At 66.0% G+C, this 16,130-nt stretch carries 18 protein-coding genes; 6 read left to right on the top strand and 12 right to left on the bottom strand.

The features are described 5' to 3' along the window. Window positions 1-72 precede the first annotated feature (72 nt). Entirely contained in the window at window positions 73-2,742 is a 2,670-nt protein-coding gene (alaS, locus tag J7654_RS14360) for an alanine--tRNA ligase (RefSeq protein ID WP_209736559.1), read from the top strand. A 74-nt stretch (window positions 2,743-2,816) separates the two neighbouring features. Here the strand turns inward: alaS and J7654_RS14355 are convergent, their stop codons facing one another. After that, the gene (locus J7654_RS14355) at window positions 2,817-3,197 is read right to left on the bottom strand and encodes a PRC-barrel domain-containing protein (RefSeq protein ID WP_209736558.1); all 381 of its coding nucleotides are present in this window, start codon (window positions 3,195-3,197) and stop codon (window positions 2,817-2,819) included. A gap of 146 nt (window positions 3,198-3,343) precedes the next feature. Further along, window positions 3,344-4,561 carry an NADP-dependent isocitrate dehydrogenase gene (locus J7654_RS14350; RefSeq protein ID WP_209736557.1) on the bottom strand — a complete coding sequence of 406 codons (1,218 nt, stop codon included), beginning with the start codon at window positions 4,559-4,561 and terminating at the stop codon, window positions 3,344-3,346. Window positions 4,562-4,722: 161 nt separating this feature from the next. Here J7654_RS14350 and J7654_RS14345 point away from each other — a divergent pair, with 161 nt between their 5' ends. The 5 genes from J7654_RS14345 to ttcA all read left to right on the top strand — a co-directional run bounded on the left by J7654_RS14345 (window position 4,723) and on the right by ttcA (window position 8,246). Next, window positions 4,723-5,493: an RNA methyltransferase gene (locus J7654_RS14345; protein ID WP_209736556.1), complete on the top strand. Its 771-nt coding sequence runs from the start codon at window positions 4,723-4,725 to the stop codon at window positions 5,491-5,493. Then, window positions 5,490-6,311, top strand: coding sequence for a glutamate racemase (murI, locus tag J7654_RS14340; protein ID WP_209736555.1), 822 nt, complete (start codon window positions 5,490-5,492; stop codon window positions 6,309-6,311). The genes J7654_RS14345 and murI overlap by 4 nt, the downstream gene beginning before the upstream one ends. 23 nt (window positions 6,312-6,334) lie before the next feature. Then, on the top strand, window positions 6,335-6,493 hold the full coding sequence (locus J7654_RS14335; protein WP_209736554.1) for a YqaE/Pmp3 family membrane protein: 159 nt from the start codon (window positions 6,335-6,337) through the stop codon (window positions 6,491-6,493). Window positions 6,494-6,702: 209 nt separating this feature from the next. Continuing rightward, window positions 6,703-7,320, top strand: a complete 618-nt coding sequence (gene rpsD / locus J7654_RS14330; protein ID WP_209736553.1) for a 30S ribosomal protein S4 — start codon at window positions 6,703-6,705, stop codon at window positions 7,318-7,320. A gap of 80 nt (window positions 7,321-7,400) precedes the next feature. Continuing rightward, entirely contained in the window at window positions 7,401-8,246 is an 846-nt protein-coding gene (ttcA, locus tag J7654_RS14325; protein WP_245195511.1) for a tRNA 2-thiocytidine(32) synthetase TtcA, read from the top strand. A 4-nt stretch (window positions 8,247-8,250) separates the two neighbouring features. Here the strand turns inward: ttcA and J7654_RS14320 are convergent, their stop codons facing one another. The 10 genes from J7654_RS14320 to purC form a co-directional block, all read right to left on the bottom strand. Next, window positions 8,251-9,507 (bottom strand): multidrug effflux MFS transporter, encoded by a 1,257-nt coding sequence (locus tag J7654_RS14320; protein ID WP_209736551.1) that lies wholly within the window; start codon window positions 9,505-9,507, stop codon window positions 8,251-8,253. A gap of 154 nt (window positions 9,508-9,661) precedes the next feature. After that, window positions 9,662-10,009: a Grx4 family monothiol glutaredoxin gene (gene grxD / locus J7654_RS14315; RefSeq protein ID WP_209736550.1), complete on the bottom strand. Its 348-nt coding sequence runs from the start codon at window positions 10,007-10,009 to the stop codon at window positions 9,662-9,664. A gap of 51 nt (window positions 10,010-10,060) precedes the next feature. Further along, window positions 10,061-10,294 (bottom strand): BolA/IbaG family iron-sulfur metabolism protein, encoded by a 234-nt coding sequence (locus tag J7654_RS14310; RefSeq protein ID WP_209736549.1) that lies wholly within the window; start codon window positions 10,292-10,294, stop codon window positions 10,061-10,063. Window positions 10,295-10,378: 84 nt separating this feature from the next. Beyond that, on the bottom strand, window positions 10,379-12,601 hold the full coding sequence (gene purL, locus J7654_RS14305) for a phosphoribosylformylglycinamidine synthase subunit PurL (RefSeq protein WP_209736548.1): 2,223 nt from the start codon (window positions 12,599-12,601) through the stop codon (window positions 10,379-10,381). A gap of 76 nt (window positions 12,602-12,677) precedes the next feature. Further along, window positions 12,678-13,085, bottom strand: coding sequence for a hypothetical protein (locus J7654_RS14300; protein ID WP_209736547.1), 408 nt, complete (start codon window positions 13,083-13,085; stop codon window positions 12,678-12,680). Continuing rightward, window positions 13,082-13,720: a hypothetical protein gene (locus tag J7654_RS14295; protein ID WP_209736546.1), complete on the bottom strand. Its 639-nt coding sequence runs from the start codon at window positions 13,718-13,720 to the stop codon at window positions 13,082-13,084. The genes J7654_RS14300 and J7654_RS14295 overlap by 4 nt, the downstream gene beginning before the upstream one ends. A 17-nt stretch (window positions 13,721-13,737) precedes the next feature. Next, window positions 13,738-14,130 (bottom strand): hypothetical protein, encoded by a 393-nt coding sequence (locus J7654_RS14290; protein ID WP_245195510.1) that lies wholly within the window; start codon window positions 14,128-14,130, stop codon window positions 13,738-13,740. Further along, window positions 14,127-14,810 (bottom strand): phosphoribosylformylglycinamidine synthase subunit PurQ, encoded by a 684-nt coding sequence (gene purQ / locus J7654_RS14285; RefSeq protein WP_209736545.1) that lies wholly within the window; start codon window positions 14,808-14,810, stop codon window positions 14,127-14,129. Before purQ ends, J7654_RS14290 begins: the two co-directional genes overlap by 4 nt. A gap of 12 nt (window positions 14,811-14,822) precedes the next feature. Then, a complete protein-coding gene (gene purS / locus J7654_RS14280) occupies window positions 14,823-15,062 on the bottom strand; it encodes a phosphoribosylformylglycinamidine synthase subunit PurS (protein WP_209736544.1) in 240 nt (79 codons plus the stop codon). Window positions 15,063-15,135: 73 nt separating this feature from the next. Further along, a complete protein-coding gene (gene purC / locus J7654_RS14275) occupies window positions 15,136-15,900 on the bottom strand; it encodes a phosphoribosylaminoimidazolesuccinocarboxamide synthase (RefSeq protein WP_209736543.1) in 765 nt (254 codons plus the stop codon). Window positions 15,901-16,130 lie beyond the last annotated feature (230 nt).

Raw genomic sequence — 16,130 nt, 5'->3', positions numbered from 1 at the left:
CGTTACAAGGCGCCGGGTGCGAAGCGATATGCTTGCGCACCCAGTTTTTCTCTGCCTTGCGAAGGTCTTCCCATGAACGGCGTGAACGAGATCCGGTCGGCGTTTCTGCAGTATTTCGCCAAGAACGGGCACGAGAAGGTCGCCTCCTCGCCGCTGGTGCCGCGCAACGACCCGACATTGATGTTCACCAATGCCGGCATGGTGCAGTTCAAAAACGTCTTCACCGGTTTGGAAAGCCGGCCCTACAGCCGCGCCGTCACCTCGCAGAAATGCGTGCGCGCGGGTGGTAAGCACAACGATCTCGACAATGTCGGCTACACGGCCCGGCACCATACCTTCTTCGAGATGCTCGGTAATTTCTCCTTCGGCAACTATTTCAAGGAGAACGCGATCGAGTTGGCGTGGAACCTGATCACGCGCGAATTCGGCCTGCCCAAGGAGAAATTGCTCGTCACCGTCTATGCCGAGGACGATGATGCGGCAGTCCTATGGAAGAAGATCGCGGGGCTCTCCGAGGAGCGCATCATCCGCATCGGGACGTCGGACAATTTCTGGTCGATGGGCGAGACGGGGCCGTGCGGGCCGTGCTCGGAAATCTTCTACGACCATGGCGACCAGATTTGGGGCGGGCCTCCGGGCAGCGCCGAGGAGGACGGCGACCGCTTCATCGAGATCTGGAACCTCGTCTTCATGCAGTTCGAGCAGCTCGCGCCCGGCGAGCGCGTCCCGCTGCCCCGGCCCTCGATCGACACCGGCATGGGGCTGGAGCGTGTCGCGGCCGTTCTGCAGGGCGTGCATAACAATTACGAGATCGACCTGTTCCGGGCGCTGATCGCCGCTTCGGTGGAAGCGACCGGGGCGGCGCCGAGCGACGCCAACATCGCCAGCCATCGCGTGATCGCGGATCATCTGCGCTCGACGGCCTTCCTCATCGCCGATGGAGTTCTGCCCTCGAACGAGGGGCGCGGCTATGTCCTGCGGCGCATCATGCGACGCGCCATGCGCCACGCGAAGCTTCTGGGCGCGCGAGAGCCGGTGCTGTTCAAGATACTGCCGGCGCTGGTCTCGGAGATGGGCCGCGCCTATCCCGAGCTGGTTCGGGCAGAAGCGCTGATCTCCGAGACGCTGAAGCTGGAGGAGAAGCGCTTCCTCACGACGCTCGACCGGGGCTTGTCGCTCCTGAACGAAGCCACCGCGGATCTGGGTCAGGGGCAGGAGCTGGGCGGCGAAATCGCTTTCAAGCTCTACGATACCTACGGTTTCCCGCTCGACCTGACGCAGGACGCGTTGCGCGCACGCGGCATCGGTGTCGATGTGGCGGGCTTCGAAACCGCGATGGGGCGCCAGAAGGCCGAAGCGCGCGCAAGCTGGACCGGCTCGGGCGAGGCTGCCGACGAGAGCGTGTGGTTCAAGCTGCGGGAGCGTTTGGGAGCCACGGAGTTCCTAGGATACGACACCGAGGATGCGGAGGGCCAGGTCCTGGCCATCGTGCGCGACGGCATTGAGGTCCAGAGCGCGGAAGAGGGCGAGGAGATCGCTCTGATCCTGAACCAGACGCCGTTCTACGCCGAGTCGGGCGGGCAGGTGGGCGATAGCGGCGTGATGCGCGGCGATGGCGTGCGCTTCGAGGTCGTGGACACGCAGAAGGCGGCGGATGGGTTGTTCATCCACCGTGGCCGGCTGGTGGAAGGCTCGCTGCGCAACGGCGTGGCGCTAGAGATGCATGTCGATCACGACAGGCGGACCAGGATTCGCTCCAATCATTCGGCCACGCATCTTCTTCATGAAGGTCTGCGGCAGGTGCTCGGCACGCATGTGGCGCAGAAGGGCTCGCAGGTCGCGCCTGAGCGGCTTCGCTTCGACTTTTCGCATCCCAAGCCGCTCGAGATGGCCGAGGTGGCGGAAGTGGAACGCCTCGCCAATGACATCGTGCTGCAGAACGCGCCGATCGAGACACGGCTGATGGCCGTGGAGGATGCGATCGAAACGGGTGCTATGGCGCTTTTCGGCGAGAAATACGGCGACGAGGTGCGGGTCGTTTCCATGGGGCAGGCGATCGAGGGCGAAAAGGCCGGTCGGGCGTTTTCCGTGGAGCTCTGCGGCGGGACGCATGCCCGCTCGACGGGCGATATCGGGCTTGTCCATGTGGTGTCCGAATCGGCCGTCGGCGCAGGCGTCCGGCGGATCGAGGCGCTCACGGGTTCGGCGGCGCGCGCGTACCTTCTGGAGCAGGACGCCCGGGTGAAGCGTCTGGCGGCGGCCTTGAAGGTGGGGGCCGGCGAGGTTCCCGAGAGGGTCGAGACGTTGATCGAGGAGCGCCGTCGTCTCGAGAGGGAACTGGCCGAGGCGAAGAAGCGGCTGGCGCTGGCTGGAGATGGCGCCGACAAGGACAATGCCGCTCCGAAGAGCGTGGGAGGCGTAAGCTTTGTCGGACGCGTGCTGGAGGGAGTGGCGGCCAGGGACCTCAAGGGTCTTGTCGACGAGGTGAAGACCAGCCTCGGCTCGGGGGTGGTCGCCTTCGTCGGGGTCGCGGACGGCAAGGCAAGCGTCGTCGTCGGCGTGACGCCGGACCTCGCTGGCCGCTTCGATGCCGTGCATCTGGTTCGCCAGGCCAGCGAGGCGATCGGCGGCAAGGGCGGTGGCGGCCGTCCCGACATGGCGCAGGCCGGAGGGCCTGATGGCGCACGCGCGCATGAGGCGATCGCGGCCGTCGAAGGAGCTCTCGGTCAAGCGGCCGCCTGAGGCGCAGGGCCTTCATCCACTGACTGAAAAAGGGGCCGCAAGGGCCCCTTTTTCCTATCCTTTGACTGATCCGGTCAGTCGTCCCAGGTGGGAAGCTCTGCGACCTCTTCCGGGGTCAGCGAGATGATGAGCCGGTTGGCCTCGAGGGTCAGCGCGTCCACGGGGATGAGAACGTCGCGGTCGGCGTACCCCTCGTCCCCATCGAAATCGACTGCGAAGTGGGTCGCCGTCGTGCGGTCGGGCCCGACGAGTTCTTCCACATCGCCGACTTCCACGCCTGACGCCGTGTAGACGTCGATATCGTCCAGCAGGCCCGCCGCGATGTCGAACGGCGCGACGATGGTCGCATCGTCGACTTCGACGAGCATCTGCTGGGCCAGCGTCGGCGTGGCGGCAAAGGCGCCCACGCCTGCGGCGAGCGCGATGGCGGTGGAGCGGAAGGCGTTCAATGGCATGGTGGTCTCCTTTCGAATGTCGAAGGGAGCAATGTCGCGAGAGCGAGATCGTTGCATCACGCCGGCAGGGTGCCGCCTCATGTCGCGCATGAGAAAGGCCCGGACGGCGAACGTCCGGGCCTCGATGGTTGTCTCGTCAGGGCCCCTCAGGCGGTGGCCATCGCCTTCTTCAGGTTCTCGTCGATCTTGTCGAGGAAGCCGGTCGTGGACAGCCAGGGCTGATCCGGGCCGATCAGGAGCGCGAGGTCCTTGGTCATGTGGCCGGATTCGACGGTGTCGATGCACACCTTCTCCAGCGTGGAGGCGAAGCGCGCGAGATCGGCATTGTCGTCGAGCTTGGCGCGATGGGCCAGGCCCCGCGTCCAGGCGAAGATCGAGGCGATGGAGTTGGTCGAGGTCTCCTGCCCCTTCTGGTGCTGGCGGTAGTGTCGCGTGACTGTGCCGTGCGCAGCCTCCGCCTCCACCGTCTTGCCGTCCGGCGTCATCAGCACCGAGGTCATCAGGCCGAGAGAGCCGAAGCCCTGCGCCACGATATCGGACTGCACGTCGCCGTCGTAGTTCTTGCAGGCCCAGACATAGCCGCCGGACCATTTCAGGGAAGCGGCCACCATGTCATCGATCAGGCGATGCTCGTAGGTCAGCTTGCGCTTGTCGAACTCGGCCTTGAACTCGGCGTCGAACACCTCCTGGAAGATGTCCATGAAGCGCCCGTCATACTGCTTCAGGATGGTGTTCTTGGTGGAGAGGTAGACCGGGTAGTTGCGTGTCAGGCCGTAGTTGAACGAGGCGCGCGCGAAGTCGCGGATCGACTCGTCGAGATTGTACATCGCCAGCGCGACGCCGGCGGCCGGGGCGTCGAACACCTTGTGCTCGATGACCTGCCCGTCCTCGCCCACGAACTTGATCGTCAGCTCGCCCTTGCCGGGGAACTTGAAGTCGGTGGCGCGGTACTGATCGCCATAGGCGTGGCGGCCCACGATGATCGGCTGCGTCCAGCCCGGCACGAGGCGGGGCACGTTCTTCATGATGATGGGTTCGCGGAAGATCACGCCGCCGAGGATGTTGCGGATCGTGCCGTTGGGCGAGCGCCACATCTCCTTGAGGCCGAACTCCTCCACGCGGCCCTTGTCGGGCGTGATGGTGGCGCATTTCACGCCCACGCCGTGCTTCTTGATGGCGTTGGCGGCGTCGATCGTGATCTGGTCGTTCGTCTCGTCGCGCTTCTCGACGGAGAGATCGTAATATTCCAGATCGATATCGAGATAGGGGTGGATCAGCTTGTCCTTGATGAACTGCCAGATGATCCGGGTCATCTCGTCGCCGTCGAGCTCGACGACGGGGTTTGCGACCTTGATCTTCGCCATGCTTTTCCTTCCCCTGAATTGAACGCCGCCGGATGGCCGCGCGCCGCAAGGGTCGCCGGACGGTTTCCCTTGAAAATTATAGGGGCGCGTATAACACCCGCTCCGTCGCCTGCAAAGCGAGCGTGACACGCTCTGGTGGGGCGCGAGAAGGAGCAAGGCGCGTGGCCGGGACCGACCGAACGGGCGAATGGATCAGTGGCGGGCCGGCAATCGTCCTCGTGGAGCCGCAGCTCGGCGAGAATATCGGCATGGTGGCGCGCGCGATGGCCAATTTCGGCCTGTCGGACCTGCGCATCGTCAATCCGCGCGACGGATGGCCGAACGAGAAGGCGCGCGCCGCCGCCTCCAAGGCCGATCCGGTGATCGACGGGGCGCGTGTCTTCGCCCGTGTGGAGGATGCGGTCGCCGATCTCTCCTATGTCACGGCGACGACGGCGCGCCCGCGCGACTCGCACAAGATCGTCATCGGCCCGGCGGAGGCGGGCGCCAGGCTGCGCGCGCGCATGGAGGCGGGCCAGGCGGCGGGCATCCTGTTCGGGCGCGAGCGCTTCGGCCTGTCCAACGAGGAGGTCGATCTCGCGGATGAGATCGTCACCTTCCCCGTGAACCCGGCCTTCGCCTCGCTGAACATCGCCCAGGCGGTTCTTCTGATGAGCTACGAGTGGATGCGCTCGGGCGAGGAGCTGGCGGGCCGCCCGCGCTTCGACGCCCCCGCTGCGCCGCCGGCGGACAAGGCGGACCTCTACCGCCTGTTCGACCATCTGGAGAGCGCGCTGGAGGAGAGGGGCTATTTCTTCCCGGCCGAGCGGCGCGCGCCGCTGACGCATAATCTGCGCAACATGCTCACCCGCCCGGGCTTCAGCGCGCAGGAAATCTCCGCCCTGCACGGCGTGCTGCGCGCCTTGCGAAAGGCGCCGAGGGACGCGTCATGAGCCAGCGGCCGATCCTGGTCTTTGATTCCGGCATCGGGGGGCTCACGGTCCTGCGCGAGCTGCGCGTCGCCATTCCGGACCGGCGCTTTATCTACATTGCCGACGATGCGGGCTTTCCCTACGGCGACTGGGAGGAGTCGGCGCTGATCGAGCGGATCGTCGCCCTGTTCGACGGGCTGATCGCCGAGCACCGTCCGCAGCTTGCTGTGATCGCCTGCAACACCGCCTCGACGCTGGTGCTGGCGCATCTGCGCGCCGCCTTCGACATTCCCTTCGTTGGCACGGTGCCGGCCATCAAGCCGGCGGCGGAGCGCTCCCGTTCTGGCCTCGTCAGCGTGCTGGCAACGCCCGGCACGGTAAAACGGGACTATACGCGCGGGCTCATCACGGATTTCGCGCGCGATTGCGAGGTCAACCTCGTCGGGTCCAGGCGCCTAGCCGGGCTGGCCGAAGCGCATATCCGGGGAGAGCGCGTCGGTTTCGACGAGCTGGAGACCGAGATTTCCGCCTGCTTCGTGCAGAAGGAGGGGCGGCGAACCGACATTGTGGTGCTGGCCTGCACGCACTATCCGTTCCTCGCCAACACATTTCGCAAGATCGCGCCCTGGCCGGTGGACTGGCTGGACCCGGCGGAGGCCATCGCCCGCCATGCCGCCAAGGTGCTTCCCGACATCGCGCCCGGGTTGCCGGAAGGGTTCGACCGCGCGGTGTTCACGGGCGGGGCGCCCGACTATCCCACGCGCCGGCTGATGCACGGCTTCGGCCTTTCGCTCGGCCCTGGGGAGGGAACGGCCAGCGCCTGGCGCGCGTTGGGCTGAAAACCAACAAGAAGGCTGGATTCATGGATCTCATCCGCATCATCTTCGCCATCCTCCTGCCGCCGCTCGGCGTGTTCCTGCAGGTCGGGCTGGGCAAGCATTTCTGGATCAATATCCTCCTCACGCTGCTCGGCTACATTCCCGGCATCGTCCACGCCGTATGGGTGATCGCGCGCAAGTGAGCGTACCGCGCACGCTTGACAGCGTGGGCCCCCGCGCCTAGAGAAAGCCCATCGGTGGAGCTTGAAAAGGCTCCGCCGTTTTTACGTGTCCCGTGGGAGGTCCGTTTTCGGATATCCCTGTCAGTTCGCCGCCGGCGGGCAGAGGAGGGCGCGTTTCCTCGCCCGGCGGCCAGCGCCGTTCGGGCACGAATGTGTTTGAAGGAAATGCGATGAGCAAGCGCGAAGCGTCCAAGTACAAGATCGATCGCCGCATGGGCGAAAACATCTGGGGCCGTCCCAAGTCCCCGGTGAACCGCCGCCAGTACGGCCCCGGCCAGCACGGCCAGCGCCGCAAGTCCAAGATGTCCGACTTCGGCACGCAGCTTCGTGCCAAGCAGAAGCTCAAGGGCTATTACGGCGACGTGTCCGAGAAGCAGTTCCGCAAGATCTACGAGGAGGCCGCCCGTCGCCGCGGTGATACCTCCGAGAACCTGATCGGCCTGCTGGAGTCGCGCCTGGACGCGATCGTGTATCGCGCCAAGTTCGTGCCCACGATCTTCGCGGCCCGCCAGTTCGTCAACCACGGCCATGTCAGCGTCAACGGCGTTCGCACGAATATCGGCTCGTATCGCTGCAAGGCCGGCGACGTGATCGAGGTTCGCCAGAAGTCCAAGCAGCTCACGGCGCTGATCGAGGCGACGCAGCTCGCCGAGCGCGACGTGCCGGACTACATCGAGGCCGACCACTCCAAGATGGTCGCGACCTTCACGCGCGTCCCCGGCCTCCACGACGTGCCGTATCCGGTCGTGATGGAGCCGAACCTCGTCGTCGAGTTCTACTCGCGCTGAGCGGGTTTCAATCCCAGTATCGAAAGGCCGCGCTCGTCGCGGCCTTTTGCGTTTGAGGGTGTGCCATGCCGGATGTGCCGATGGAAGCGGACGAGGACGCGGTGGAGGAGGGCGGCGGCCATTCGCTGTTCAGAAACGCGCCGTCCTCGGTCTCCTTCAGGAAGCTGCGCAAGCGGCTGCTTCGCGAGGCGCGCCAGACCATCGAGAGCCACGCCATGGCGCGGCCGGGCGCGCGCTGGCTCGTGGGCATTTCCGGCGGCAAGGATTCCTACGCCCTGCTCGCGCTCCTCATCGACCTGCAATGGCGGGGTGTGCTGCCGGTCGATCTTCTCGCCTGCAATCTCGATCAGGGCCAGCCGAACTTTCCCAAGCACGTTCTGCCGGAGTTCCTTGCGCGGCACGGCGTCGCCCACCGCATCGAGTATCGGGACACCTATTCGGTGGTGAAGGAGAAGGTGCCGGCGGGCGCGACCTACTGTTCGCTCTGCTCGCGCCTGCGGCGCGGCAATCTCTACCGCATCGCGCGCGAGGAAGGCTGCGAGGCGCTGGTTCTCGGCCATCACCGCGACGACGGGCTGGAAACCTTCTTCCTCAACCTTTTCCACGGCGCAAGGCTTTCGGCCATGCCGGCCAAGCTCCTGAACGACGAGGGCGACCTCCTGGTGCTGCGGCCGTTGATGAATTCCGGCGAGGAAGACATCGCGCGCTTCTCGGCCGCAATGCGGTTCCCGATCATTCCGTGCGACCTGTGCGGCAGCCAGGACGGCCTCCAGCGGAACGCGATGAAAGCCTTCCTCGCCGACATGGAAAAGCGCTTTCCGGGCCGCAAGGAAACCATTGCCAAGGGGCTGGCGAACGTGAAGCCGAGCCATCTTCTGGACCCGGCGCTGTTCGACTTCGCCGGACTGTCTCCGCAGCGCCGCTGAGGGCCTATTCCGCTGCCGTCGGCTTCACGGGGTCCGCGTGGCGCGGCTGGAAGAGCCTGCCGCCCTCCGCCGCCAGCACGCATCCGAGCGAGGCCAGCGAGAGGACCACGAAGCCGGTCAGCATCGGAACGATGGTGCCGTTGAAAAGATAGCCGATCAACGCCCCGATCAGCCCGCCACCGAGCGTCTGGGCAAAGCCCAGGACGGCGGAGGCCGTGCCGGCGACGTGGCCGAGCGGGTCCATGGCCAGCGCGTTGAAGTTCGTGCCGATCAAGCCGAACATGCAGAAGGTCACGGCCGTCAGCGGCAGGAACAGCCAGAACGGGGTCGCGCCGCCGAGCGTGAGGGCGATGGCGAGCTGGATTATCGACAGCAGCAGGAACATCACCAGGGCTCCGTGCGAAAGCCTGCGCGTGCCGTAAGTCTCCACCAGCCGGGAATTCACGAAGGAAACGGCGGCCATGAGGATGGCGACTGCCGAGAAGTAGAGCGTGAACTCCGGGCCGATGCCGTAGACCACGGTGTAGATCTGCTCGGCCTGGTTGATGAAGGAAAAGAGGACGCCGAAGATCAGCGCCGTCGCCATGGTGTAGCCGAATGCGAGACGGTTGGTGACGACGGTGCGGAAGGCCAGGGCGATGCGCTCGGCCGTCAGCGGGATTCGGTCGGCTGGATCGAGCGTTTCGGGCAGGCGGAACAGCGCCCAGAGCGAAACGAGAAAGCCGAAGGCGGCGACCAGGATGAAAATCTCGCGCCAGTTGCCGAACAGCATGACGAGCTGGCCGACATTGGGCACCAGGACGGGGATGACCATGAAGATCATCATGACGATGGACATCACACTGGCCATGCGCCGTCCATCGAACAGGTCGCGGACGATGGAGACGGCCACCACGCGCGTGGCCGCAGCGCCGATGCCCTGAATGGCCCGGAAGGCGAGAAGCACGCCGAAGGTCGGAGAGAAGATGGCCGCGACGGAGGCGAGCGTGTAGATGGCAAGCCCCGCCAGAAGAACGGGCCTGCGACCGAACCGGTCCGCCAGCGTGCCATAGAAGATCTGCGCCGCACCGAAGCCGATGATATAGGCGGTGATGACGAACTGGCGGCTGTTCTCGTCCGCAACCGCAAGCGAAACGCCGATGCTGGAGAGCGCGGGGATCAGGATGTCGATAGCGGCGGCGTTCAGCGCCATCAGGCTCGCGACAAGAGTCACGAGCTCCCAATGGGGCAGGCGGCGCGGCGGGAAGGGCGCGAGCTTCATCGATCTTAGTCTTTCTTGAATGCAGGCTTCGATAGGCCGCGCGAGGCCTATTAGCAAGCGTGCCTGACAATCTCGCGGCTCCAGCCGGCCGCAAAAGCCAAAGGGCCCGTTCGTCGCCGAACGAGCCCTTCGGGACGAAGCGCTTGCCGCGCCGTCAGCCGCTGGCAGACTCGGCGGCCCGCACCGCGATACCCTTGCCGGTCAGGAAGTCCTGAAGCTCGCCGGCCTGGAACATCTCGCGCACGATGTCGCAGCCGCCCACGAACTCGCCCTTCACATAGACCTGCGGAATGGTGGGCCAGGAACCGTATTCCTTGATGCCGTTGCGAAGCTCGTCGGAGGAGAGGACGTTGACGCCCTTGTACTCGATGCCGAGGTAATCGAGAATCTGCACCACCTGGCCGGAGAATCCGCATTGCGGGAAGGCGGGGGTGCCCTTCATGAAGACGATCACGTCGTTCGTCTTCACCTCATTGTCGATCCATTCGTTGATGCCGCTCATCGCGCTCGTCCTTGTCATCGCCGGCGGGTCGCGCGGCGTCTCATCCTGTTGCTATTTGGGGGCGCTGGTCTGGAGCGCCAAGGCGTGGAGCACCCCGCCCATGTTTCCCTGAAGGGCCTGGTAGACCATCTGGTGCTGCTGCACGCGGCTCTTGCCGCGAAAGCTCTCCGCCACCACTTCGGCCGCGAAATGGTCGCCGTCGCCCGCCAGGTCGCGGATCGTGACCTGCGCGTCGGGAATGCCGCTCTTGATCATTTGCTCGATCTCGTGGGCATTCATGGGCATCGGCGAATCTCCGGGGCGTCTGCTTTGAGTGTGAACCCACAGGATAGGAACTTTGCCGCGCGCCCGCAATGAGGGCGCAGGCCGTCAGGCCGGCAGCCCCTCCTCGGCGTGCGCGCCGCTCATATAAGCTGGGAACCAGCTCTCGTGGGCGACGACCAGATCGGCGACCGCCAGATCGAGCGTTCCGTCCATGACGAACCTGTCTCCACCCGCCACGCCCAGCCGGCGCGCTTCCACGCCGGCGGCTCGCACCTCGGCGAGAACGCCCTCTGCCGCTTCCGGCCGCACGGCCACGACATAGCGAGCCTGATCCTCGCCGAAGAGGGCGGCGTGGCGCGCGCCTTCGCCGGCATCGGCCCGCAGGCCGAGATTCGATGCGATGGCGAGTTCGGCCAGCGCGACCGCCAGCCCGCCATCGGACAGGTCGTGGCAGGTGCGCACGGTGCCCGCCCGGATCAGCCCGCGCACCAGGTCTCCGACGCGCTTTTCGCGGGCAAGGTCCACCACGGGCGGGGCGCCGTCCTCCCGGCCCTCGATCTCGCGCAGATAGATCGACGCGCCCAGATGCGTTCCATCCGCCCCGATGAGGAACAGGACATCGCCTTGCGCCAGATTGTCCGTCCGCGCGGTTCGCGAACGGTCCTCGATGAGTCCGACGCCGCCGATGGTCGGGGTCGGCAGGATGCCCTCTCCGAAGGTCTCGTTGTAGAGCGACACATTGCCCGAGACGATAGGGAAGGCGAGCGCCTCGCAGGCCGCGCCGATGCCTTGCACCGCCTTGACGAACTGGCCCATGATCTCCGGCTTCTCGGGATTGCCGAAGTTCAGATTGTCGGTGGCTGCCAGCGGCTCGGCGCCCACGGCCGTGAGATTGCGCCAGCATTCGGCGACGGCCTGCGCGCCGCCCTGCCAGGGGTCCGCCTCGCAGTAGCGCGGCGTTACGTCGGACGAGAAGGCGAGGGCCTTGGTGGGATGGCCGTCGACGCGGACCACACCCGAATCCCCTCCGGGCCGCTGCAGCGAATTGCCCTGGATCAAGGTGTCGTACTGCTCGAACACCCAGCGGCGCGAGGCGATGTCGGGTGAGCCCATGATCTTGATAAGCGCCTTCCCGTAATCGGCCGGCTCCGCGATCTCGGCTGCGGGGATCGCGCGTTGCGGCGCCGGCTCCACCCAGGGGCGGTCATATTCGGGCGCTTCGTCGCCCAGTTCCTTGATCGGCAGATTGGCGACCTCCCTGCCTTCGAAGAGCACGCGGAAGCGCAGATCGTCCGTCGTCTTGCCGACGAGGGCGAAGTCGAGCCCCCATTTGACGAAGATGGCCTCGGCCTCCTCGCGCTTGTCGGGGCGCAGGACCATGAGCATCCGCTCCTGGCTCTCCGACAGCATCATCTCGTAAGGGCTCATATGCGCCTCGCGCACCGGCACCCTGTCCAGTTCCAGCTCGATGCCGAGGTCGCCCTTGGCGCCCATCTCCACGGCCGAGCAGGTGAGGCCCGCCGCCCCCATGTCCTGGATGGCGATGACCGCCCCGGTCTCCATCAGCTCCAGGCAGGCTTCCAGAAGGCACTTTTCGGTGAAGGGGTCGCCCACCTGCACGGTGGGGCGCTTCTCCTCGATGGTCTCGTCGAACTCGGCCGAGGCCATGGTGGCCCCGCCCACGCCGTCGCGCCCCGTCTTGGCGCCGAGATAGACGACGGGCAGGCCGACGCCCTCGGCCTTCGAGTAGAAGATCGCATCGGTCTTCGCCAGGCCCGCCGCGAAGGCGTTCACCAGGCAGTTGCCGTTGTAGCGCGGATGGAAGTTCACCTCGCCGCCCACCGTCGGCACGCCGAAGGCATTGCCGTAGCCGCCGACGCCCGCCACGACGCCGGCCACCAGATGGCGCGTCTTGGGATGGTCCGGCGCACCGAAGCGCAGCGCGTTCATTGCCGCGATGGGGCGCGCACCCATGGTGAACACGTCGCGCAGGATGCCACCCACACCGGTCGCCGCGCCCTGGTAGGGCTCGATATAGGAGGGGTGGTTGTGGCTCTCCATCTTGAAGACCACGCACAGCCCATCGCCGATATCGACCACGCCTGCATTCTCGCCGGGGCCCTGGATGACGCGTGGGCCCTTGGTGGGCAGCGTGCGCAGCCAGCGCTTGGAGGATTTGTAGGAGCAATGCTCGTTCCACATGGCCGAGAAAATGCCCAGCTCGGTGACCGTGGGCTCCCGCCCGATCAGGTCGAGAATGCGCTGGTATTCGTCTGGCTTCAGGCCATGGGAGGCAACGAGATCCGGCGTGATGGCGATGTCGGTCATGGGCTCGGCTTCGATGGTCGCAAGGGGTGGGCGGCTCGTCAGGCTCTACCGCGCCGGAGGCGGCGATAGAAGGGGGTCAGGATGCGCGAACCCAAAGTCGCGGGTCCACGCCGAGGCGACGGCAGGGCGCGGCGTCCTCGCGTGAACGCAGGATAAGGACATCGTCGGCCGCCTGCGGGATGAAATCCTCGGTGATGCGGCGCTGGAGGATGAGGAGCGTATAGTCGGCGCTGCCCGGCTGGCGGGCAGGCGAGCGCACGCAGGTTCCATGGCCTCGCGCATCGGAGAAGAGAAGGCCGGACAGGCGCTCCACAGCCGCGCGGCGATAGACGACGGCAGCCGTCTGCTCGACATAGGCCGTCTCGGCCGGCGTGAGCGGAGCGAGTGAGGGAACAGGCGAGACCTGCGCGCCCGCGCCAGCGCAGGCGGAGAGGACGGATGCGGCCCCTATGGCCAGGACCCCGCGCCAGCCCCCGCACCTCATGACGGCGCCCTGCCGAGCCGCATGTGCCGGCTCGACCAGGCCGCCTGCCGGTCTCCGGCCTGCGCCGCGAGTAGCCCGAAAAAGGTCACGACCATATAGCCGACGAGTTCAAGGGCCTCTTCCAGGCCGGGCAGATTCCACTTATCGCCAAGCTGGGAAATCCCGATCAGCGGCACGAGGATGAGAAGGGGGGCGAGCTTGACGATGAAGGCGGGAAGCTGGCCGAACTGCGCCCGGCCGAAGCGGGCGGGCCGCACGCCGCGATTGAGCAGGGACCAGCCGATGACGGCCACCACCACCAGCAGATAGATCGTGTCCTTGTAGCCGTTATCGATGCACGGTCCGAACTCGTAGTACGGGCTGGTGCAGCGAGGAACCTCGCGGACGAAGAACAACATGCTGAGAGCGGCAAGGCTGAGAGCGGACAAGCCGCCCCATTCCGGCAAGCGCAGGCCGCCGCGCAGGAAGAAGACGGACGCAAGGGCCAGGAAGGCGAGCTGGGCGATCTCCACCGGGCCGTTTTCGCCCAGCATCCCGCCATCCCATCGCGAGAGCAGGAGCACGCAGGTTCCGACGGCAGCGGCAACGCCGAGCAGGGCCCAGTCGAGAGGCCGCGGAGGTTCAAGACGCTGCATCGCTCATTCCATCGGGTTCAGGCGCAGGTTTCGCCGCCCGCCGACCATCGGTCGATATCGCGGCGAATACGGGCCGCCGTCTCGCCTTGTAGCAACGGTCCATAGGTGGAAACGTCCGGCGTGCCGGTGCGGCCCTCGACCACCAGAAGCGGGCGCTCCTCGGGGCGGTTCTTCGGGACGACCAGGAAGCGCGGGCGCCCGGAGAAGGAGGACAGCTCGGGCGCCAGGCTGTAGCGGGCAAAGGCCGGATCGCCCGAGCGGAACCAGCAGCGATTGGCCGCCAGCGTCAGCCGCTCCATGCGGTCCAGGCCCGTGTCGCCGGCCTGTGTTGCCACCGGTTCGGGCGCGCGGCCGGCGCAGCCGGCAAGAAAGACGAGCAGCACCATCGAGGCGATGGCGCGCAGGCTCACGCCGCCACGCCCCGCGACGTCATGCCGAGGGCGCTCTCGAAGAGGCCGCGCCCATCCGTTCCGCCATGTTCCGGCTCGATCAGGTTCTCCGGGTGCGGCATCATGCCCAGCACGTTGCCCGCCGCGTTCACGATGCCCGCGATGTCGCGAACGGCGCCGTTGGGGTTGGTGCCTTCGGCATAGCGGAAGACCACCCGGTCCTCGCCCTCCAGCCGTGCCAACGTCTCCTCGTCGGCGAAATAGTTGCCGTCGTGATGGGCGACCGGGCAACGGATGATCTGGCCCGCATCATAGGCGGTCGTGAACCGGGTCGAGGCGTTGACGACCTCCAGCTTCACCTCGCGACAGACGAAGTTGAGGCTGGTGTTGCGCATCAAAGCGCCGGGCAGGAGACCGGCCTCGCACAGGATCTGGAAGCCGTTGCAAACGCCCAGAACCGGCACGCCCCGCGCGGCCTTGCCCGCCACGGCGCGCATGACGGGGGAGCGCGCGGCAATGGCGCCGCAGCGAAGATAATCGCCGTAGGAGAAGCCGCCGGGCACGACGATGAGGTCGACATCCGGGATTTCGGTTTCGCTCTGCCAGACGGTGATGGGGGGCTTGCCCGCGATGGTGGTGAGCGCCGCGATCATGTCGCGGTCGCGGTTGAGCCCGGGCAGGAGGACGACGGCAGCTTTCATGTCGCGATCCGTTCAGTCGATTTCGACGGCGTAGTTCTCGATCACCGTGTTGGCGAGAAGCTTCTCGCACATCGCCTTGAGGTCGGCCTCGGCACGGGCGCGATCCTCGCCTTCCAGCTCCAGGTCGAAGACCTTGCCTTGCCGAACGCCCGCCACCCCGGCGAAGCCGAGGGTGCCGAGCGCCCCCTCGATGGCCTTGCCCTGAGGGTCGAGGACGCCGTTCTTCAGCGTGACGAGGATGCGCGCCTTCATGGGATGATCCGTCTGTCTCTTGAATAGACCAGCTTGAGCGCCGGTGCCGGAAGCGGCTTGCCTCGCCGCCGCCTTACTTGACCAGCACCGGCCCGGAAGGGCGGGGCGGCTCGTTCTCGTTCATGATGCCGAGCCGGCGGGCGACCTCCTGGTAGGCTTCCACCAGCCCGCCCATGTCACGGCGGAACCGGTCCTTGTCCAGCTTGTCGTTGGTGGTCACGTCCCAGAGGCGGCAGCTATCGGGCGAGATCTCGTCGGCCACGATGATGCGCATCATGTCGCCCTCGAACAGGCGCCCCGTCTCGATCTTGAAGTCCACGAGCTGGATGCCGACGCCGAGGAAGAGGCCTGAGAGGAAATCGTTGACCCGGATGGCGAGCGCCATGATGTCGTCGATTTCCTGCGGGCTCGCCCAGCCGAAGGCCGTGATGTGCTCCTCGGACACCATCGGGTCGTCGAGCTGGTCGGCCTTGTAGTAGAACTCGATGATCGAGCGCGGCAGGACCGTGCCTTCCTCGATGCCCAGTCGCTTGGCCAGCGAACCGGCAGCCACGTTGCGGACGACCACCTCCAGCGGGATGATCTCGACTTCCTTGATCAGCTGCTCGCGCATGTTGAGCCGCTTGATGAAGTGCGTCGGGATGCCGATGCGGTTCAGATGCGTGAAGATGTATTCGGAGATGCGGTTGTTGAGGACGCCCTTGCCATCGACGATCTCGTGCTTCTTCTTGTTGAAGGCGGTCGCGTCGTCCTTGAAGAACTGGACCAGCGTGCCGGGCTCGGGACCCTCATAGAGGATTTTGCCCTTGCCTTCGTAGATACGGCGGCGACGTGTCATGAATGGTGCTCGATCATAAGTGGAGGAAAGGCGCGAAACTCGCTGGCGCGCGCGAAAAAGCCGTCAGCGCGTGAATAGCCCAAAGACGCGCCCTTAACAATCGCCGCTCTTAAAATCGGATTCGGGGAGGCGGACCGCAAGGGGCGCACCTTCCCTCATTTGGCCGCGCCCCTTCAAAAAAGCGGGGCGCGGGTTTAGATCGCTGCGGACCATAACCCGATCCGCTCAGG

Origin of the sequence: Aureimonas populi (assembly GCF_017815515.1) — a bacterium.
GTDB lineage: Bacteria > Pseudomonadota > Alphaproteobacteria > Rhizobiales > Rhizobiaceae > Aureimonas > Aureimonas populi.
The sequence above is the reverse complement of the archived record's forward strand: the minus strand, read 5'-3'. Positions and strand labels throughout refer to the sequence as shown.